Origin of the sequence: Pseudarthrobacter sp. NPDC058362 (assembly GCF_042723515.1) — a bacterium.
Classification (GTDB): Bacteria; Actinomycetota; Actinomycetes; order Actinomycetales; family Micrococcaceae; genus Arthrobacter.
Genome location: NZ_JBHXIW010000006.1, coordinates 1 through 17,205, shown reverse-complemented (window position 1 = coordinate 17,205; position 17,205 = coordinate 1). Strand labels below are relative to the sequence as shown.

At 66.2% G+C, this 17,205-nt stretch carries 22 protein-coding genes; 10 read left to right on the top strand and 12 right to left on the bottom strand.

Translation table 11 applies throughout. The features are described 5' to 3' along the window. Nucleotides 1-18: 18 nt before the first annotated feature. Nucleotides 19-1,542, bottom strand: coding sequence for a SulP family inorganic anion transporter (locus ACFWIX_RS12380; RefSeq protein WP_377216425.1), 1,524 nt, complete (start codon nucleotides 1,540-1,542; stop codon nucleotides 19-21). A gap of 203 nt (nucleotides 1,543-1,745) precedes the next feature. Between ACFWIX_RS12380 and ACFWIX_RS12375 the strand changes: the two genes are divergently transcribed. Beyond that, the gene (locus ACFWIX_RS12375) at nucleotides 1,746-2,099 is read left to right on the top strand and encodes a MerR family transcriptional regulator (protein WP_377216604.1); all 354 of its coding nucleotides are present in this window, start codon (nucleotides 1,746-1,748) and stop codon (nucleotides 2,097-2,099) included. A gap of 29 nt (nucleotides 2,100-2,128) precedes the next feature. Here ACFWIX_RS12375 and ACFWIX_RS12370 read toward each other — a convergent pair whose 3' ends face one another. From ACFWIX_RS12370 to ACFWIX_RS12360, 3 genes are all read right to left on the bottom strand, one after another. Next, nucleotides 2,129-3,274 (bottom strand): diguanylate cyclase, encoded by a 1,146-nt coding sequence (locus tag ACFWIX_RS12370; RefSeq protein ID WP_377216424.1) that lies wholly within the window; start codon nucleotides 3,272-3,274, stop codon nucleotides 2,129-2,131. Nucleotides 3,275-3,363: 89 nt separating this feature from the next. Further along, complete coding sequence (locus ACFWIX_RS12365) at nucleotides 3,364-3,501, bottom strand: methionine/alanine import family NSS transporter small subunit (protein ID WP_377216423.1); 138 nt, start codon at nucleotides 3,499-3,501, stop codon at nucleotides 3,364-3,366. Next, a complete protein-coding gene (locus ACFWIX_RS12360; RefSeq protein ID WP_377216422.1) occupies nucleotides 3,498-5,063 on the bottom strand; it encodes a sodium-dependent transporter in 1,566 nt (521 codons plus the stop codon). The genes ACFWIX_RS12365 and ACFWIX_RS12360 overlap by 4 nt, the downstream gene beginning before the upstream one ends. 229 nt (nucleotides 5,064-5,292) lie before the next feature. Between ACFWIX_RS12360 and ACFWIX_RS12355 the strand changes: the two genes are divergently transcribed. After that, nucleotides 5,293-5,625 (top strand): hypothetical protein, encoded by a 333-nt coding sequence (locus ACFWIX_RS12355; RefSeq protein ID WP_377216421.1) that lies wholly within the window; start codon nucleotides 5,293-5,295, stop codon nucleotides 5,623-5,625. A gap of 21 nt (nucleotides 5,626-5,646) precedes the next feature. Here the strand turns inward: ACFWIX_RS12355 and ACFWIX_RS12350 are convergent, their stop codons facing one another. Beyond that, entirely contained in the window at nucleotides 5,647-6,189 is a 543-nt protein-coding gene (locus tag ACFWIX_RS12350) for a MarR family winged helix-turn-helix transcriptional regulator (protein ID WP_377216420.1), read from the bottom strand. 229 nt (nucleotides 6,190-6,418) lie between these two features. Between ACFWIX_RS12350 and ACFWIX_RS12345 the strand changes: the two genes are divergently transcribed. From ACFWIX_RS12345 to ACFWIX_RS12335, 3 genes are read left to right on the top strand one after another with little or no spacing between them, the layout of a single operon-like run. Continuing rightward, complete coding sequence (locus ACFWIX_RS12345) at nucleotides 6,419-7,327, top strand: hypothetical protein (protein ID WP_377216419.1); 909 nt, start codon at nucleotides 6,419-6,421, stop codon at nucleotides 7,325-7,327. Continuing rightward, complete coding sequence (locus ACFWIX_RS12340; RefSeq protein ID WP_377216418.1) at nucleotides 7,324-7,782, top strand: phage holin family protein; 459 nt, start codon at nucleotides 7,324-7,326, stop codon at nucleotides 7,780-7,782. The genes ACFWIX_RS12345 and ACFWIX_RS12340 overlap by 4 nt, the downstream gene beginning before the upstream one ends. Further along, nucleotides 7,779-8,423: a DUF3618 domain-containing protein gene (locus tag ACFWIX_RS12335; protein ID WP_377216417.1), complete on the top strand. Its 645-nt coding sequence runs from the start codon at nucleotides 7,779-7,781 to the stop codon at nucleotides 8,421-8,423. The genes ACFWIX_RS12340 and ACFWIX_RS12335 overlap by 4 nt, the downstream gene beginning before the upstream one ends. 205 nt (nucleotides 8,424-8,628) lie before the next feature. Here the strand turns inward: ACFWIX_RS12335 and ACFWIX_RS12330 are convergent, their stop codons facing one another. Continuing rightward, complete coding sequence (locus ACFWIX_RS12330; RefSeq protein WP_377216416.1) at nucleotides 8,629-9,459, bottom strand: LysR family substrate-binding domain-containing protein; 831 nt, start codon at nucleotides 9,457-9,459, stop codon at nucleotides 8,629-8,631. Between ACFWIX_RS12330 and ACFWIX_RS12325 the strand changes: the two genes are divergently transcribed. After that, nucleotides 9,422-9,814: a DUF5997 family protein gene (locus tag ACFWIX_RS12325; protein ID WP_377216415.1), complete on the top strand. Its 393-nt coding sequence runs from the start codon at nucleotides 9,422-9,424 to the stop codon at nucleotides 9,812-9,814. The genes ACFWIX_RS12330 and ACFWIX_RS12325 overlap by 38 nt on opposite strands. Before the next feature lie 79 nt (nucleotides 9,815-9,893). Here ACFWIX_RS12325 and ACFWIX_RS12320 read toward each other — a convergent pair whose 3' ends face one another. The 6 genes from ACFWIX_RS12320 to ACFWIX_RS12295 form a co-directional block, all read right to left on the bottom strand. Continuing rightward, complete coding sequence (locus ACFWIX_RS12320) at nucleotides 9,894-10,274, bottom strand: VOC family protein (protein WP_377216414.1); 381 nt, start codon at nucleotides 10,272-10,274, stop codon at nucleotides 9,894-9,896. A gap of 23 nt (nucleotides 10,275-10,297) precedes the next feature. Next, the gene (locus ACFWIX_RS12315) at nucleotides 10,298-10,735 is read right to left on the bottom strand and encodes a low molecular weight phosphatase family protein (RefSeq protein ID WP_377216413.1); all 438 of its coding nucleotides are present in this window, start codon (nucleotides 10,733-10,735) and stop codon (nucleotides 10,298-10,300) included. A 283-nt stretch (nucleotides 10,736-11,018) separates the two neighbouring features. After that, nucleotides 11,019-12,404 carry an FAD-dependent oxidoreductase gene (locus ACFWIX_RS12310; protein ID WP_377216412.1) on the bottom strand — a complete coding sequence of 462 codons (1,386 nt, stop codon included), beginning with the start codon at nucleotides 12,402-12,404 and terminating at the stop codon, nucleotides 11,019-11,021. 9 nt (nucleotides 12,405-12,413) lie between these two features. Continuing rightward, nucleotides 12,414-13,391, bottom strand: a complete 978-nt coding sequence (trxB, locus tag ACFWIX_RS12305) for a thioredoxin-disulfide reductase (protein WP_377216411.1) — start codon at nucleotides 13,389-13,391, stop codon at nucleotides 12,414-12,416. 25 nt (nucleotides 13,392-13,416) lie between these two features. Beyond that, entirely contained in the window at nucleotides 13,417-13,851 is a 435-nt protein-coding gene (locus tag ACFWIX_RS12300; RefSeq protein ID WP_377216410.1) for an arsenate reductase ArsC, read from the bottom strand. Between the two features lie 127 nt (nucleotides 13,852-13,978). Continuing rightward, nucleotides 13,979-14,656, bottom strand: coding sequence for a helix-turn-helix domain-containing protein (locus ACFWIX_RS12295; protein ID WP_377216409.1), 678 nt, complete (start codon nucleotides 14,654-14,656; stop codon nucleotides 13,979-13,981). A 47-nt stretch (nucleotides 14,657-14,703) separates the two neighbouring features. Here ACFWIX_RS12295 and ACFWIX_RS12290 point away from each other — a divergent pair, with 47 nt between their 5' ends. From ACFWIX_RS12290 to ACFWIX_RS12275, 4 genes are all read left to right on the top strand, one after another. Next, a complete protein-coding gene (locus ACFWIX_RS12290; protein ID WP_377216408.1) occupies nucleotides 14,704-15,435 on the top strand; it encodes an aquaporin in 732 nt (243 codons plus the stop codon). Nucleotides 15,436-15,487: 52 nt separating this feature from the next. Next, nucleotides 15,488-15,832 (top strand): ArsR/SmtB family transcription factor, encoded by a 345-nt coding sequence (locus ACFWIX_RS12285; protein ID WP_377216407.1) that lies wholly within the window; start codon nucleotides 15,488-15,490, stop codon nucleotides 15,830-15,832. Nucleotides 15,833-15,931: 99 nt separating this feature from the next. Then, entirely contained in the window at nucleotides 15,932-16,525 is a 594-nt protein-coding gene (locus tag ACFWIX_RS12280) for a hypothetical protein (RefSeq protein ID WP_377216406.1), read from the top strand. A gap of 41 nt (nucleotides 16,526-16,566) precedes the next feature. Next, nucleotides 16,567-17,013 carry a pyridoxamine 5'-phosphate oxidase family protein gene (locus tag ACFWIX_RS12275; protein ID WP_377216405.1) on the top strand — a complete coding sequence of 149 codons (447 nt, stop codon included), beginning with the start codon at nucleotides 16,567-16,569 and terminating at the stop codon, nucleotides 17,011-17,013. Nucleotides 17,014-17,205 lie beyond the last annotated feature (192 nt).

Below are 17,205 nucleotides of genomic sequence, written 5' to 3'. Positions count from 1 at the left end.
TTATCAGTGGCGCGTTTGTCAGTGGCCGCCGCCGAGCTTCCCGCCCAGGCGGTGGCGGATCTGCAGGCTGGCGTCGTTGAGTCCCACCACCTCCACCTCCTTGCCGTGGTGTCGGTACTTCTCGATGATGGCGTCCAGGGCGGCGATGGTGGACGCGTCCCACAGGTGCGAGGCGTGCATGTCGATCACCACCTGCGTCGGGTCGTGGGCGTACTCGAACTGGGTGTAGAGGTCGTTGGAGGACGCGAAGAAGAGCTCACCGTTGACCACGTAAGTGGCGGCTTCCCGGCCCTCCACTGTTTTTACGGTGCGCTCGACCGTGACAAAGTGCGCCACGCGCCGGGCGAAGAGGACCATCGCCACCAGCACGCCGACGCCGACGCCGATGGCCAGGTTGTGCGTGGCAACAGTGACCACGACGGTCGCCACCATGACCAGCGTTTCGCTCTTGGGCATCATTTTCAGCGTGCGCGGGTGGATGCTGTGCCAGTCGAACGTTGCCCAGGACACGAAGATCATCACGGCCACCAGCACGGCCATGGGAATGACGGACACTACTCCGCCGAACACCACCACCAGGATGAGCAGGAAGACGCCAGCCAGGAGTGTGGAAATGCGGGTGCGGGCGCCGGACGCCTTCACGTTGATCATGGTCTGGCCGATCATCGCGCAGCCGCCCATGCCTCCGGTAAAGCCGGTAACGATGTTGGCCACGCCCTGGCCCCACGCCTCGCGCGATTTGTTGGAGCGCGTGTCTGTCACGTCATCCACGAGCTTTGCAGTCATCAGCGATTCCAGCAGCCCCACGAAGGCCATAGCCAGCGCGAACGGGAAGATGATCTGCAGGGTCTCGAGGTTGAACGGCACGTTGGGGATGAACAGGGACGGCAGGGATTCGGGCAGCTCGCCCTTGTCCCCCACGGTGGGAACGGCGACGGCGGCAAGGACGGTGATAAGCGTCAGCACCACGATCGCCACCAGCGGAGCTGGAACGGCCCTGGTGAGCTTCGGCAGCCCAAACACGATGACCAGGGCCAGCGCCGTCAGCGGGTACACCAGCCACGGCACGTTGATCAGTTCAGGAACCTGCGCCATGAAGATCAGGATGGCCAGGGCATTGACGAAGCCCACCATGACGGACCGCGGAATGAATCGCATCAGTCTCGCGACGCCGGAGACGCCCAGGACGACCTGGAAGACGCCGGCCAGGACGACGGCGGCGATGAAATAGTCGACACCGTGGGACTTCACCAACGGGGCGATGACCAGCGCGATCGCCCCGGTGGCCGCGGAAATCATCGCCGGGCGGCCTCCCACGAAGGCGATGGTCACGGCCATGGTGAAGGAGGCGAACAGGCCAAGCCGGGGATCCACGCCGGCAATGATCGAGAAGGCGATAGCCTCAGGAATCAGGGCCAGCGCCACCACCAGGCCCGCGAGGACCTCGGTCTTCAGCCGCCCCGGCGACTTCAGGGTTTCCCGGACAGACTGAAGCTGTTCCGGCGTGTAGGCAGGGGCATCCCCGGCGGTCTTGACGGCCATTGCTGGCTCCGTTCATGGTCGGGAGGACGCACTACAGCGCCATCGCACTTTCGAAGAATGTGGGGGCGCATCAATGCACCGAAAAGGGGGGAACACCTTTAAGCTTGGTCCCACCTCGCTCAAACTCTACCCTAACGTGATGGTAGGGTTTAAGCCGATTGACCAGGAGGCACACTATTTCTACCAACACCGGCACCGCCACCATGCATATTGGGGAGCTGGCCGACCGCACCGGGCTTTCGCTGCGAACCATCCGGCACTATGACGAAGTGGGACTGCTTCCGGCCTCGTCCCGCACCGAGGGCGGCTTCCGCGTCTACACGAACGCGGACTGCGAGCGGCTGCTGGTTATCATGCAGATGAAGCCCCTGGGGTTTTCGCTGGAGGAAATGGCGGAACTGATTCCCGTCCTTACGGCAGGCCCCGGAACTCTTTCCGACCGGGACCGCGCCCGACTCGCGGCATTCCAGGAGAAGGCGGTTCACCAGCGCGCCAAGCTGGCCCGCAACCTGGCGCAGGCCGACCAACTCATTGCGCGGCTCGGCGAACTCGCCTGAACCCGCGCGGCTTTCCCACCCGGGTCAGCTCAGCCTTCGCTGCGCGCGCTCCTGTTCCTGCCCCGCGACTTGGCCACGTATAAGGCCCTGTCCGCGGAGGCGATGGCGTCCTCGAGGGTGGACGTCCCGGCGTCGTACGTTGAAATCCCGTAACTGACGGTGGGCATTTCGAACCCTTCGGCCTCCGATGCTTCCGCCAGGCGCGCGCTGATGCCGGCGGCAACGTCCTCCGCCCGTTCGGCGTCGGCGCCCGGAATAAGGAGAACGAACTCCTCGCCGCCGTAGCGGCCCACCAGGTCCGTCTTCCGGACCGTGGCGGTGCAGGCATCCGCGAAACGCTGCAGGACGTGATCCCCCGCCGCATGGCCGTAGGTGTCGTTCACGGACTTGAAATGGTCCAGGTCAGCCAGGACCAGCGCACCCCCCGGGCCTGCTGCGCGGCGCGAACCGAGCTGGGCGGCGGCCAGGCTGAGGAACGCCTTGCGGTTCAGCAGTCCGGTCAGGTCGTCCCGGGAGGCCACCAGGCGGAGTGCCCGGGTGTGCTGCTCGCTGCTCAGGGCGGGCATGCTGTACGAAGCCACCACCAGCAGCATCATGCTCAGCAGGGTGGTGGTACCGGACCCGAAGAGGCCGTTGAAAAGCTCCCCTTCCGCCCCTTCCGCCAGGAACACCGCCAGCCGCGCTGCATAAAAGGCAGCAAGGATGCCTGCGGCCGAGGCGAGCGGGATGCGCACCCGTGAGTAGTCAGGACCCAGCCGCCAGAGCTCGCGTGCGGAGAGTCCCACGGTGAAACTCATCGCGGCCAGGAAGACCGCTCCGCCGGCCCAGCTGTTGTTCGCGGGATCGTCCACCAGGCCCGCCACGAGAACTGACAACGGGACCGCAGCGGAGATCCAGCCCTTGGGCGGTGCTGTCCGCAGGGAACGGGCTCCCGCCCACACCGCCACTCCGCCGTGGGCCAGCAGCGCGTTGCCCACCGGATTGGCCCACGCCTGGTGCGGGGTGCCGTCCAGCAGGAAAGCGGCGGACCCGGCCAGGAAAAAGCCAAGCGCCACGCACCACCATCCACTGTAGGAGGAGCGCGTGACTCGGTAGGCGGAGAAGTAGAAAAGGAACAACTGGACCACCGCTATTACCACGAAGGCGACGCGGAGCGTGGCGATGTCCAGGATCATGACGCGGAGCCCCCCATGGGCCGAAGTGCTGATGATGCCTCAGTATCCCATCACCGGCACGCATCCCACAGGGGGCCAAAAGTCCCTTGCTAGAGCTCCCAGGCGTTTTCTTCCGGGAGGGCGCCCTCGTCCTCGGGGTGGCGTTTGAGGTTCAGCAGGGACAGCGCCAGGCCGCCCCACACGGTGAGGATGGCAATGATCATCATGGTGATGGCAATGGGTGTCACGGTGCTGTTTCCTTTGCTTCCTCCGCCACCAGGGCGTCGTATTCAGGGTCATAGTTCAACTTGGACCGGCTGCTCCATGGAATGAAGGTCAGCGCGAGGGCCAGCACCACCAGCGCCGCCGCCATGCCCCAGCCGAACACGGCCAGGAACCAGTCCGGGTAGCCGCTGTACGGCTCGGCGATCTTGGTGGCGAACTCGTTGTACACCATGTAGATGAGGGCGGCCGGGACCACCACTGCGATCAGGGCGATCCAGCCCCGGTGCATCCTGATGGTGGAGGTCCGGTTCAGGTGGCGGGCCAGCAAGGGCAGCTTGCGCAGGAACCATGCCAGCACAACAACCGTGACCAGCGCGCCCAGGGTGATGCCGAAGCTGTTCACAAAGGCGTCCGACGTGTCCAGCAGGTAGAGGCCGGTGGCCGTGGGGAACAGCAGCAGCGAGACGGCGGCCACCAGGACGCTGACCACCACGGAGGTGCGCACCCGGGCCCAGCCCAGCTTGTCCTGGACAGCGGAGACGATGACTTCCAGCACGGAGATCAGCGACGTGATTCCGGCAAACACCAGCGAGCCAAAGAACAGTACGCCCATGACGGCGCCGAACGGCGCCTGGGACACGATGGTGGGGAAGGCGATGAATGCCAGTCCAATGCCACCGGTGACCACGTCATCAACGCCGGACCCGGCTGCCTGGGCCATGAAGCCGAGGGCCGCGAACACGCCGATACCGGCAAGGATCTCGAAGCCGGAGTTGGAGAACGCCACCACCATGCCGGATCCGGTCAGGTCGGTGCGGCGCTTGAGGTAGGAGGAGTAGGTGACCATGATGCCGTAGCCGACGGAGAGCGAAAAGAAGATATGGCCATATGCTGCGGCCCATACCGAAGCATTGCCCAGTGCCGTCCAGTCCGGGGTGAAGAAGGCGTTCAGGCCCAGTGCCGCACCCGGGAGGAAGAGCGACTGGACCACCAGCAGCAGGAACATGACCATCAGCAGCGGCAGGAGAATTGAGTTGGCCCGGGAGATACCCTTCCGGATGCCGGCCACCATGATGGCGATCACCGCAACCCAGATCACCAGCAGCGGGAAGAATACGGACGGCACATAATCGAAGCCCACCCCGGGCGTCTCGGCCACGGCGAGGAAGTTGCCGAAGAAGAAGCCCTCGGCGTCGTCGCCCCACGCCTCGGTGAAGGAGAAGATCATGTACATCAGGGACCACGCGATGATCACTGCGTAGTAGGCGGCGATGACGAAGCAGACCAGCACCTGCCACCAGCCCAGCGGCTCGGCGGCGCGGTGGAGGCGCCGGTAGGCCAGGGGCGCGGAGCCGCGGAATTTGTGGCCAACGGCGTAGTCCAGGAACAGCAGGGGGATACCGGCGGTCAGTAGTGCCACCAGGTACGGGATGAGGAATGCGCCGCCGCCGTTTTCGTAGGCGATGTACGGGAAGCGCCAGATGTTGCCCAGCCCCACGGCGGAGCCGATGGCGGACAGGATAAAGAGTCTGCGGGTCGAGAAGGTCTCGCGCTTCACCGGCGCGGCGGGTCCCTGGGTGCTCATGCGTGCACGCTCCGGACGGCGGGGGCATGGACTACGCCGCGCAAGATGCGGCAGCAGGCAGACCGGTTCATTGGATAGCTCTCTCTCAAGTGGAATTAGACACCAAGACGCCCGCCCGATCAGGGGCAGGCGTGGCTGTCTTTCCTCCCACGATAAACCCGCGGCACCTGCGCGCTCCTCCCGGGAGGCCAAAATCCCGTCTGGCGGACCGGCCGGATACGCTGGAACCATGAACTTCCAACCCGCTGCCCTGCCCCTTGCCGCCCTCCTCCTCCTCACCGGCTGCGGTGCCGTCGGGGATGCGGCCGGCAGCGCCGCCAGCGAGGCCGGGTCCAAGGTGGCATCCGCCGCCGCGGACGAAGTGACCCGCCAGGTTTGCGCTGTCATCAAGGACGGTCTGGTCAGTACGTCCGACAAACAAGTCCTGGGTGGACTCGTGGACGCAGCCGCCACGGCAGGCCTTCCCGCAGAAATTACGACGCCGATGCGCCAGATCGCCGAGTCCGGAGACCAGGTGCCGTCAGACTCCGTCAACTCCCTGCGGGAGGCCTGCGGAGCGTAGCCCGCCTACGCTGGGGGCGTCCTATCCCTGGGGCCGGCCAAAGCGCCGGTGATGCGGCGGTTCCGGCCGACGCGGGGGCTCATGCCCCTGGTTCCCCCAGCGGTCTTCGGGCTGCACCAGCGGGATGACTCCGGCCGACCGGCCCACGGGCACGGCGCGAACGAACTTGGACAGTTCTTCGCGGAGCATCTTCCAGTCAATAGTGGGATCGTCCGGGTAGGCGTTGACCTCCGCCTGGCGCGCGGCTTCCAGCGCGGCCATGCCGGCGTCGGTCAACTCGACTTTGAACTGGCGCCGGTCCGTGGGCTGGCGGCGCCTGGTGATGTGGCCGGCCGATTCAAGCCGAGTGAGGACACGGCCCAGGGTCTGACTCTGGACCCTCACAGCCTCTGCGAGGCGCTCCTGGTTCAACGGCCCGTCGGCAAGCCCCTCAAGGGCGATGACGGCCGCGCGGGTCAGGCCCAGGTGAGCCAGGGCGTCGTCCTGGCGCCGCTGAACCATCCTGGCCGCCACAGTGATCAGGCGATAGCTGTCCCGGGCGTCCGGATCAAGATCGCTGGTCATTCTCCCAGCCTTCCTGTTGATGGCGGGTTACCCTTCGTCGCTACCCCTCTACAATAAGCATGCTTACCATCATGCATGCAAGTGGTCGCGGTGAAACGGGGCCTGCAGTCGGGAACCCCTTGCGCATCGAATGGGAAGTGTGCTTAGTATCGGATTAGTAACCTTGCTTACTAACCGCCAGCACTGCTGGTTCTTGATCGCCAGCTGACATTTCCTGAAAGAGAGCCCGATGACAGAGAACCAATGGCCCCAGACCCCCAAGCCCGCCTCGACTGACCCGTACGCGGCAGATCCGTATGCTGCGGACCCGTACGGAACGGAAACGGGCATAGCACCGGAAACCTACGCGCCCCCCGCTGCAGGCACCCCCGGAACGCTTGACGCTTCCGGGACCGCGGGCGCCTCCCGGAAGGATGCTGCGAAGGAAGAGGCTTCGCAGGTTGCCGGGCAGGCGAAGTCCGCGGCGCAGGATGTTGCCGCCACGGCCAAGGAGGAAGCGGCAAACGTTGCCGCCGAGGCAAAGGCCAGCGCCCAGGACCTGCTGGAGCAGGCCCGGACCGGGCTGAGCAGCCAGGCCGGGGCGCAGCAGCAGAAGGCCGCCGAAGGAATCCGGAACATCTCCAGCGAACTGCACCGCATGGCCACCGCCCCGGACCAGCCGGGAGTCGCCGCCGACCTGGTCCGTGAGGCCGCCCAGCGCACCTCAACGCTGGCCGACTGGCTGGAAAACCGCGACCCGGGCTCGCTGCTGACCGAGGTGCAGTCGTTCGCCCGGAACCGCCCCGGGACCTTCCTCCTGCTCGCCGCAGGGGCCGGAGTCCTCGCCGGCCGCCTCACCCGTGGCCTTACCGCCGGAGCCCCCGAAACTTCAGCCTCGCAAGTGGGCCAGGGCACCGCGCCCCGGCACTACCAGCCGCAGCAGGAGCGCATCCGGCAGGAGACCGTCTTCGCAGCCGGAACAGACGCCGGTCTGTTCGACGAGCCCACTGTCGGCTCGGGCGCCCCGGTATCCACTTCCACCCTTCCGGGCGGTACAGCAGAGGACACCCCACTCCGCTACGAGGATGACCCCTTCAGCACTGACAGCACCCGGGCGGGCAACGACCCGTACGGGACTCAGGAAGGACGGCACCTGTGAGTAGCCAGTATTCGGAGTTTCCCGCCGGCGCGGGTCCAGTCAGTGGCGAGGGCAGCGCGGCGCACCAGAAAGCGGAGAACACCTCGCTCGGTGACTTGCTTGGCGAGGTGACCCGGGACCTGTCCACGCTGATGCGCCAGGAAGTGGAACTGGCCAAGGCCGAAGCGAAAGAATCCGCGACCCGCGCCGGGAAAGGCGGCGGCATGCTCGCCGGCGCCGGCGTGGCCGGACACTTCGTCCTGCTCTTCCTCTCCCTGGCCCTGATGTTCGCCCTCGGCGCCCTCATGCCCCTGGGCTGGGCCGCCCTAATCCTCGCGGTGATCTGGGGCATTACCGCCGCGGTCCTCGCCGCGACCGGCCGCAAGGAACTCAAACACATCAAAGGCCTGCCCCAGACAGGCGAAACACTCTCCGAAATCCCCCCGACCCTCAAACCAGGTGAGGTAAACCGATGACCAACGAGAACCCGGACGCCATCCGCTCCGACATAGAAGCCACCCGCGCCCGCCTCGGAACCAACGTGGACGCCGTCGCGGACAAAGTCAGCCCGTCCAACATCGTCCACCGCCAAACCGACAAGGCCAAAGAGGCCCTCACCGGCGTGAAGGAGAAAATCATGGGCACAGCAGACCACGCCACCACCCGCGTCCAGGACACCCTGCACACCGGGACCGGACACACCACCGGCACCCTCCACGACGCCAAGGACACCGCCGCCGCCCGGCTCTCCGACGCCGGGACCGCGGTCTCCCACGCCCCGGACCAGGTCAAAGCCAAAACCCAGGGCAACCCCCTCGCCGCGGGCCTGATCGCCTTCGGCGCCGGGATGATCGTCTCCTCCCTGATCCCGGCCAGCCAAAAAGAACGCGAAGCCGCGGACCAGCTCAAAACCGCAGCCCAACCCCTGGCCAACCAGGTCACCGAAGCCGCCAAAGACATGGCCGAAGACCTCAAAGAACCAGCCCGCGAAGCCATGGAAAACCTCAAAACCACCGCGGCCGACGCAGCCGACCACGTCAAGACCGACAGCCAACACGCCGCGACCGACGTCAAAGACCGCGCCACCGACGCCAAAACCAACGTCCAAAACACCTAGGACAAACCACAGGGGGCCGCTCTTCCGTCGGGAAGGGTGGCCCTCGCCTTTCCCCGACATCCCAGCCAAGGAGCCACGCCATGAAGAGGCTGCTTTTCGCCCTGCTGCCCACGATCATCAGCCGCGTCCTGCGGGCCCGGAAGGTGCGCCAGGCCCGGGCGGGCCGGCCTCCTCAGCGAAACCGGTACTAGCTTCCGTCCCGGAACTAGCGCTTGCCCTTCTTGCGCGAGCCTTTCCCGCGGCCTTTGTCAGGGTTGGGCGCGTACCGCTGGGCCACCTTCGGCGCCTTCTTTGTTCCGGTTCCGCGCCGGTCCGGCCTTGGCTCCTTCTTCTCCTTAACCGGCTGAGCGGACGGCTGCCGGGAGCTTTGGGCCGTGCGCCCGCGGACGATCCCGATGAATTCTTCGATGATCTCGTCTGTTGCATCGGCCGGCCACACCAGCGCGATTTCCGTCCCTTCGGCGCCGGTGAGCCGCCGCGCCACGGTGTCCTTGACGTTGAAGTGCCGGGCCACGGACATGGGTAGGACCACCAGCCCGGCGCCCGCGGCAACCACCTGGAGCGTGGCTTCCGGCCCGCCCAGGGCAGCAACATCCAGAAAGGACTCCTGCTCCAGGTCGGCCAGGGCCACTTCCTCGAACACCGAAATTTCATGCCCTTTGGGCGCCACCACAACGGGCTGTTCCTCGTACAGGGGGATGACGCTGAGGCCCTCGCGCTCGATGGGAAGCCGGACGAAGGCCATGTCCGCCGAACCGTCACGAACGGCGGCGGTCTGGGCGCCGTCGTCGGACATAAATGACTCCAGTGGCACCCCCGGCATCCGCTCTTCCCACCTGCGGATCCATTTGCCGGGCGTCACCCCCTGCACATACGCGATGCGGAGGGTCCGGGGCGCCGCTTGCTCCCCCGCGTCAGCGTCTTCGAAAGCGTTCGGCGGGGCGGTGTTGTCAGTGGGCACGTCTTCACAGTACCGCCCGCCCGGATACCCTTGAAGCATGACCTCTGCAAACTCCCAGTCCATGAAGCCGGCCACCGTTGCCAAGAAACTTGGCATCTACCTGCCCGCCACGCCCCAGGAGTTCCAGGAATCCACTATCACCCGGGCAGAGTTCGCCGAGCTCCAGTCAAACCCGCCCGAGTGGCTCGCGGAGCTCCGCCGCAACGGCCCGCACCCCCGCCCCGTGGTGGCACAGAAGCTGAATGTCTCCATCAGCGGCCTGGCCCGCGGCGGTGTTGAGGATGCGCTGACGACGGCGGAAATCACCGCACTGCTACAGGCTCCGCCCCAGTGGCTGGTCACCGAGCGCGCCACGCACGCCGCCGTCCGCGCCGAAGCGCAGCGCGTTAAGGAAGAAGCCGCCAAGAAGGAAGCCCGCAAGGCGCAGTAGCACGCCACCCACACGAACCAGAGGCTTGTTCGCGGATCTGGACCTTGACGGCACGGATCTGAGAACAAGCCTCTGGGATCTAGTCCTGGTGCAGCTGGACGTAGTTGCCGCAGCCGTCGTCGAACACTGCGGTGACGCCGAACGGGCCCTCCTCGGGCTCCTGCTTGAACGTCACGCCGGCCTGCACCAGCCGCTCGTGCTCGGCCCGGACGTCGGGCACCCCGAAGACGATTGCCGGGAGGCCGGCGTCGTGCACGGCATTCATGTAGTCCGCACCGATGGGATTGTCGCTGGGTTCCAGCAGCAGGCCCGCTGCGTTTTCCGCCGCACCGGGGTCCTTGATGATGAACAGGTTGTGTTCCGGCATGGCCATCAGCGTGTCGAAGCCAAGGGTCCCCGTGTAGAACTCGTAGGCGGCGGCGGGTTCCTTAACGTGGATGCTGCACATTTTGAGTCTCATGGCTTCGAGCGTACCGGCTGAACTCAGCTGCGTGTCAGTTCCTGGTGAAGCTGCTCCACACGCTGCCGGATGTCGTCACGGACAAGGCGCATGCGTTCCATGCCCTCAATGCCCCGCTCCGACGGCTCATCTGTCTCCCAGACCTCCATGCGAACCCCTTCCCTCGGGGCGAGTTTCGCCTCGGTGCCAAGTACGACGACGACATCCACGGTGTCTTCCACCGCGCCGGTGACGGGCTTGGGGTATTCGCCGGACAGGTCAATGCCGAGCTCCGCGAGCGACTCGACAGCTAAGGGGTTCAGGTCCTTTCCGGGTTTGGTCCCGGCCGAATAAACGTCCACTGAACCCCCCGCGAGCTGCCGCATCAGTCCGGCCGCCAGCTGCGACTTGCCACCGTTCTTGCTGCAGACGAACAGGACTGCCGGCTTGGTTCCGGCGTGTGCAATGTCTGGAGTGCTCATGAGGATTCTTCTTCCTTGGTCTGGTTAGTAAGCAGGGAGGCAACCAGGACTTTGCCCCGGTCATGGATTAGGTCACGGATTTCCCGGACGGCTTCCAAGGACCGGCCGGCCGGGTCTGCAAGGTCCCAGTCCTCGTATCGCTTGCCGGAGTAGATCGGACCCGGCGGAGCGGACTCAAGCGGTCGCCGGCGATGCGGTGTAGAACCTCGGCGTTGTCCTGCAAGCCGAGGGCTGTGCGTTGTTCGGTCATTTCGACCCGTCGTCTACTGCCATGCCGGATTTGTCAGTTGGCGCCGGAGCGGCCGTGGGTCAGTCCTGTGGGGAAGCCGACCAGGACCGGTTCGGTCGCGCCGCAGCATGCTGCCTCTGCTTCCTCCATACCCCGGATGTCTCCCGGTGCCGGGGTATCGCAGCTGCTGCCCGCATCCGTGGAGCAGACGCCGGTTTCCGGAAGCTCGAGCTGGACGGTGTCTGCCGCTTCCCGGTCTCCGGCCAGGGCGGCCGCCACGGACCGGACCTGTTCATAGCCGGTAGCCAGCAGGAAGGTCGGGGCCCGCCCGTAGGACTTCATGCCCACGATGTAAAAGTCCTTGTCCGGATGGGCCAGGAGCTTCGCGCCGTGCGGCGGTACAGTTCCACACGAATGGAATTCGGGGTCGATCAGTGGGCCGAGCTGCATCGGCGCTTCCACCGCAGGGTCCAGGTCAAGGCGCAGTTCGCGGAGGATGTCCAGGTCAGGGCGGAACCCGGTGCAGGGAATGACGACGTCGGCCTCCAAGGCGCGGCCGTCTACCGCACCGGCGGTGACGCCCGGCCCGGCGGAACTAAGCGACGCGATGCCGAAACCGGTGTGCAATTCGACCCGGCCCGCCTCGACGAGGCGCCGCAGGCGGGAGCCCAACTGGCCCCGTGCGGGCAAGCCGTCTGCGTCCCCGCCGCCGTAGACCTTGTCCGCCGACCCGCCGCGGACGGCCCAGAGGATCCGCGTACCGGGCTCTTCCCTGGCCAGGTCCGAGAGATTGATCAGGGTGTTCGCCGCGGAGTGGCCGGCGCCCACCACCAGCACCCGGCGGCCGGCGAACATGGCACGGTCGCGGCCCAGGACGTCCGGGAGGGGAGCGGAGATTCGGTCCGCCATGGCCTCTTCCCCGATTGCGGGCAGGCCGGACGTTCCCAGCGGATTCCGGGCAGACCAGGTGCCGGAGGCGTCAATGACAGCTGCCACGGCGTGGTCCCGGATGCGCCCGTCTGCGTGCTGGACCCGGACCACGAAGGGCGCGTCATCCCGCTTCTTCACGTGCGTTTTGTCCAGGCCCTGCCGCGACACGGCAGTGACCCGAGCACCGGTGTGCAACCGGGATGCGATCTGCGGCAGCGCGGCCAGCGGCTCAAGGTAGTTGTCCAGGAGTTCGCCGCCGTAGGGAAGCGCCGTCAGACGCGGCGCTTCCCAGCCGGATTCCTCCAGGAGCCGCACCGCTGCGGCATCAAGGTTGAACCGCCACGGAGAGAACAAGCGGATGTGGCGCCACTGGGCAACGGCAGCACCCGCCGTCGTGCCTTGCTCGAAGACGACCGGCTCAAGGCCGCGCTCCAGCAGGTGCGCCGCAGCCGCAAGGCCTACCGGTCCCGCTCCGATCACGGCGACTGGAAGGTTGTTCTGTCCGTTCATGGCGGTTCCTTAGTTGTGGGTGGGTTCCTCGACAAGAGCGGTGGCGATGCTGTCCGCTTCCTCCAGCGCCGCCAGGTAGCGCTCCGCGTCCAGCGCGGCGGCGCATCCTGTTCCGGCGGCGGTGATGGCCTGCCGGTAACGGTGGTCGACTGCGTCGCCGCACGCGAATACGCCGGAGAGGTTGGTGACCGTGGTGGGTGAATCAACCTTGATGTAGCCTTCATCGTCCAGCTCCACCTGGCCGGTGAGCAGCTCGGTACGCGGAACGTGCCCGATCGCGACGAACAGGCCCGTGGCAGCGTGGGCACGCGTCTCACCGGTGCGTGTGTCCGTCAGGGTGACGCCCGTGACCTTCTCCTCGCCGTGGATGGCGGTGACGGCAGAGTTCCAGGCGAAGCTGATCTTGGGGTTGTCCTTGGCGCGCTGGGCCATGATGCGGGAGGCACGCAGTTCGTCTTTGCGGACGACGACGGTTACGGACTTCGCGAACCGGGTCAGGAAGGTCGCTTCCTCCATTGCGGAGTCACCCCCGCCCACCACGATGATGTCCTGCTCACGGAAGAAGAAACCGTCGCACGTCGCGCACCAGGACACCCCGTGCCCGCTGAGCTTCTTCTCCTCGGGCAGCCCGAGTTCCTTGTACGCGGAGCCGGTGGCCAGGATGACGGCGGGTGCCTCGTGGGTCTCGCCGGCTCCGGTGACCACGCGCTTGAGGTGGCCGGTCAGGTCAACTGACGTGGCGTCATCGAACACTACCCTCGCGCCGAATTTCTCAGCCTGCTCCTGCAGCCCGTCCATGAGCTCAGGGCCTTGGATTCCGCCCGGGAAGCCGGGGAAGTTCTCCACCTCGGTGGTATTCATCAGCGCACCGCCGGCGGTGACGGAGCCGGCCAGGACCAATGGCCGCAGCCCTGCCCGCGCCGCATAGATTGCCGCCGTGTAACCCGCCGGGCCGGAACCGACGATGATCAGCTGTTCGTTGCTCATGGGATCTCCTGGGGAAGTGGCCGGGCTACTGGGCGTCCGCGTGCTGCGCAGGCACGAGTTCGGTGATCAGCTGCTCGATGCGGGTCTTGATCTGGTCGCGGATGGGGCGGACAGACTCCACGCCCTTGCCGGCGGGATCTTCCAGCACCCAGTCCTCGTAGCGCTTGCCCGGGAAGTAGGGGCACTCGTCGCCGCAGCCCATGGTGATCACCACGTCGGACTCCTTGACCGCCTCGGTGGTGAGGACCTTGGGAACCTCGGCGGACATGTCAATGCCCAGCTCCGCCATGGCTTCCACCGCAGCGGGGTTGATCTTGTCGGCGGGCTGCGACCCGGCCGAGCGGACCTCGATGGCTCCCTTGCCCAGGGTGGTCAGGAACGCGGCAGCCATCTGGGAGCGGCCGGCGTTGTGGACACAGACGAACAGGACGGACGGCTTCTTGGGGGTTTCAGTGGTCACTGGAGTTCTCCTTGAGTAATGGTGCTGTGGATGGGTTGCATCCGGCCGCTGCCGTCCCCACAAATACATTGATGAGGATCGATACAGCGAGTATGGCCGGAGATATCGATGGATGTCAATATGTTCTTTATGCGGCCCGCAAGCGGGGTGCCAGCCCCGCGATCCGGGCTTCCAGGTCCCGGTAGGCATCCGCAAAAGCCTGGCTGCTGTTGCGGCGGAGGGGATCCGGCACAGACCAGTGCACGGCATGGAGGGACGGTAGTTCCTCGTGGGCGTTGTCGCAGACGGTAACGACGAAGTCGTCCGCACTCGCCACCTCGTCCAGGTGCTGCGGCTTCACCGCGTCCGGCAACCTGACCCCGTGCTGCCACGCGATGTCCACCGCGCCGGCCGCGACCGCCTCTGCCGGATGCGTGCCCGCCGAGACCGCAGGAATCTCACTCATCCGGCTCCACAGCGCCGCCGCCAACTGGGAGCGGGCTGCGTTCGCTGTGCATACGAAGAGGACCCGCCGGGCCGCGTGCGTTACTCCGGGCGCCAGCCCGTCCAGGGCAGCGGGAGCAAGCCGGATATAGGTCCGGCGCCGGTCAGCCTCCGACCGGCCGCGCGTCACCATTGACGCCTGCTCCAGCGTGCGTAGGTGGTGCGCCAGCAGGTTGGATGCCATCCCGAGTTCGGCCTGCAGCTCTGAGGGCGAGAGGTCGCCGAGGGTCAGCAGATCCACGATGCGAAGGCGTGCGGGATCGGCCAGGGCAGCGTGCTTCGCCACGCGCTCCTCCAGGGCTGAATTTTCCTCAAATTTCATTGCCTCAAGTTTGACTGAGGTAATGCAAATGCGTCAAGCTGTGGTGCATGACTTCTTTCCAACCGCCGCTTTGGCGTCGCGCCACCGCTGAACTGCTCGGAACCGGACTGCTCGTGGCCATTGTGGTGGGTTCCGGCATTATGGCGGAACAGCTGTCTCCGAACGACGTCGGCCTGCAACTGCTGCAAAACAGCACTGCCACTGTCTTCGGGCTGACCATCCTCATCCTGATGCTCGGGCCGGTCAGCGGGGCACACTTCAACCCGGTGGTCTCCCTGGCGGACTGGCTCCTGGGGCGGCGCAGTGGGGCCGGACTGACCCTCCCCGAAGTGGGGGTCTACAGCGCGGCGCAAGTGGTGGGCGGCATCGGCGGAAGCGTGCTCGCGAACGCAATGTTCGACGTCGGAACCTCCTTCTCCAGTAAGGACCGCCTCACCGGCGCGCACGCGCTGAGTGAAGTGGTGGCCACTGCCGGCCTGATCCTGCTGATTTTCGCCTTGGCCCGCACTTCACGTGGCATGCTGGCGGCGCCGGCCGTGGGTGCCTACATCGGCGCCGCCTACTGGTTCACCTCCTCCACGTCATTCGCGAACCCTGCGGTCACCGTGGGCCGCATCTTCACCGACACCTTCGCCGGCATCGCACCCGGCTCGGCCCCCGGATACATCGCGGCACAGGCGGTGGGCGGTGCGGTAGGTCTGGCTCTGGTCCTGCTGCTGTTCCCCACAGCCGGTAAAGCGGCAGACGACGTCGTAGTGCCGCACCGGGCGGACGACTGACCGCGCACCCCGCATATATTGATGCGTGTCGATCTCAGGGGATAATGGACCCATGACCGCCCCGACAGTCCAGGATTCCATTGCCGCGTGCTGCCCACCGGAAGCAGGCCCTGTGCTTTCCGCCCCGGCGGCCGCCGAGGCGGCCCGCATCTTCAAGGCGGTCGCCGATCCCAACCGGCTGCGGCTGCTGTCCCTTGTCAAGGCCTCCGCAGCCGGGGAACGTTGCGTGTGCGACCTGACGGGGCCGCTGGGCCTCGGCCAGCCGACGGTGTCCCACCACCTGAAAATCCTGGTGGACGCTGGCCTGCTGCACCGCGAAAAGCGGGGCACGTGGGCCTACTACTCACTGGTGCCGGGAGCCCTGGAACGCGCGGCAGGACTTCTGGCCGGGCTCTGACAGGGCCGGTCCTCCGCCCATTGACCCCGGGGTCCACACGGGATGCAATGGAATTACCAGTCCAGCCATTCCCCGGCCGGGCAGGTGGAGGTGTTTTCGATGTCTGCCGCGGCTCTGTTCCTGTTCCAGGGTGCTTGGGTCTTCTTCGTGTGCGGCACAGTCCTGCTGGTCAGCGTGGCCTGTACTGCCTTGGTTGTCAGGCGGCATGCGGACGACGGAACGATGGCGGAACGCCCCGACCAGCTCTTCTGGGATGTCTTCCTGGGGGCAGCCGTTGCCGTTCCGTCCCTGCTGATCCCCACGCTCATGGCCCCTCCAGCTGGCCTGCTGCTGGGTCTGGCCGCCACTGCGGCCGGCGTGGCAGGCTACCGGGGAGCTCCCAGATTCTCGCAATGGCGCGAACGTCGGCGGGATGCCAGGCTGCGGCTCCCCCGCCACCGGGCGGCGCAGGTGCAACATCAGGAACTACTGGCGCGGTGGCGGCGCTACGAGCTGGACCCGGGCTGTGCCATCGAGTATCCGGGACTCACAGACGTGAGCCTCCCGGAGACGTCAGCCCTGATCAAGGCCATGCGGGATGCCGACCGGCTTGCCGAGAGCGGCCACCCCGGCTACCCGGCAGCGGTGGCCACCCTGGCCGAATCGCTGACGGCCGCGGAGCGGGCTGCCGGAGTTCCGGAACGGCAGGCCTAAGGGCCCTGTTGGCCCCCGCTGTCCGTAGGTATTCTCAGGCCATGAACAACCCAGCAGATCACCCTGAAACAGAAAACATGAGCCTCCACGACTGCTGGGCCTGCCTGCAAAGTTCCTCGATCGGCAGGCTCGCAGTCCTCAGCGGCGGGAAGCCGGAGATCTTTCCGGTGAACTTCATGCCGGACAATGCCACCATCCTCTTCCGCACGGCACCCGGAACCAAGCTCGATGCAGTCACCGTCGGCTCGCCGGTTGTCATGGAAGCGGACGGTCTGAATGATTACGGCACCATAGCGTGGAGCGTCGTGGTAAAAGGCACCCCGGAACACGTGGACCCGGCTGACGCCCCATTCGGGCTGGCACAGTGGGAACCCGGCGTGAAAGCGCACCTGGTGCGGATCACGCCCACGGAGGTGACGGGCCGGCGGTTCGTAATCAACCCCAACATGGGGTGGTGGCAGCCGGAGAGCCCTCGCCCGCCCGCCTAGCCCGGGGCCGAATCCGGCGCATCGGAAAACAAAAACACCCCCGGTCCTGAGACCGGGGGTGTTGTGCGCTTTCTTGAAACATCGATGCGTGCGCGAGGGGGTGTCTAGTTTCACGACATAGTTCTCACATGAGTCGGGACATCGTTCCCAGTTGATGCTTCACCGGTGAGTCGGGACATCGTTCACACCCTG

What these genes read in the sequence shown, in the direction of transcription:
- ACFWIX_RS12335 (WP_377216417.1), top strand. Translation starts at nt 7,779, where the DNA reads ATGACCAACGAGAACCCGGACGCCATCCGCTCCGACATAGAAGCCACC.
- ACFWIX_RS12290 (WP_377216408.1), top strand. Translation starts at nt 14,704, where the DNA reads ATGACTTCTTTCCAACCGCCGCTTTGGCGTCGCGCCACCGCTGAACTG.
- ACFWIX_RS12275 (WP_377216405.1), top strand. Translation starts at nt 16,567, where the DNA reads ATGAACAACCCAGCAGATCACCCTGAAACAGAAAACATGAGCCTCCAC.
- ACFWIX_RS12285 (WP_377216407.1), top strand. Translation starts at nt 15,488, where the DNA reads ATGACCGCCCCGACAGTCCAGGATTCCATTGCCGCGTGCTGCCCACCG.
- ACFWIX_RS12345 (WP_377216419.1), top strand. Translation starts at nt 6,419, where the DNA reads ATGACAGAGAACCAATGGCCCCAGACCCCCAAGCCCGCCTCGACTGAC.
- ACFWIX_RS12355 (WP_377216421.1), top strand. Translation starts at nt 5,293, where the DNA reads ATGAACTTCCAACCCGCTGCCCTGCCCCTTGCCGCCCTCCTCCTCCTC.
- ACFWIX_RS12375 (WP_377216604.1), top strand. Translation starts at nt 1,746, where the DNA reads ATGCATATTGGGGAGCTGGCCGACCGCACCGGGCTTTCGCTGCGAACC.
- ACFWIX_RS12315 (WP_377216413.1), bottom strand. Translation starts at nt 10,735, where the DNA reads ATGAGCACTCCAGACATTGCACACGCCGGAACCAAGCCGGCAGTCCTG.
- ACFWIX_RS12370 (WP_377216424.1), bottom strand. Translation starts at nt 3,274, where the DNA reads ATGATCCTGGACATCGCCACGCTCCGCGTCGCCTTCGTGGTAATAGCG.
- ACFWIX_RS12325 (WP_377216415.1), top strand. Translation starts at nt 9,422, where the DNA reads ATGACCTCTGCAAACTCCCAGTCCATGAAGCCGGCCACCGTTGCCAAG.
- trxB (WP_377216411.1), bottom strand. Translation starts at nt 13,391, where the DNA reads ATGAGCAACGAACAGCTGATCATCGTCGGTTCCGGCCCGGCGGGTTAC.
- ACFWIX_RS12320 (WP_377216414.1), bottom strand. Translation starts at nt 10,274, where the DNA reads ATGAGACTCAAAATGTGCAGCATCCACGTTAAGGAACCCGCCGCCGCC.
- ACFWIX_RS12280 (WP_377216406.1), top strand. Translation starts at nt 15,932, where the DNA reads ATGTCTGCCGCGGCTCTGTTCCTGTTCCAGGGTGCTTGGGTCTTCTTC.
- ACFWIX_RS12380 (WP_377216425.1), bottom strand. Translation starts at nt 1,542, where the DNA reads ATGGCCGTCAAGACCGCCGGGGATGCCCCTGCCTACACGCCGGAACAG.
- ACFWIX_RS12350 (WP_377216420.1), bottom strand. Translation starts at nt 6,189, where the DNA reads ATGACCAGCGATCTTGATCCGGACGCCCGGGACAGCTATCGCCTGATC.
- ACFWIX_RS12360 (WP_377216422.1), bottom strand. Translation starts at nt 5,063, where the DNA reads ATGAGCACCCAGGGACCCGCCGCGCCGGTGAAGCGCGAGACCTTCTCG.
- ACFWIX_RS12310 (WP_377216412.1), bottom strand. Translation starts at nt 12,404, where the DNA reads ATGAACGGACAGAACAACCTTCCAGTCGCCGTGATCGGAGCGGGACCG.
- ACFWIX_RS12295 (WP_377216409.1), bottom strand. Translation starts at nt 14,656, where the DNA reads ATGAAATTTGAGGAAAATTCAGCCCTGGAGGAGCGCGTGGCGAAGCAC.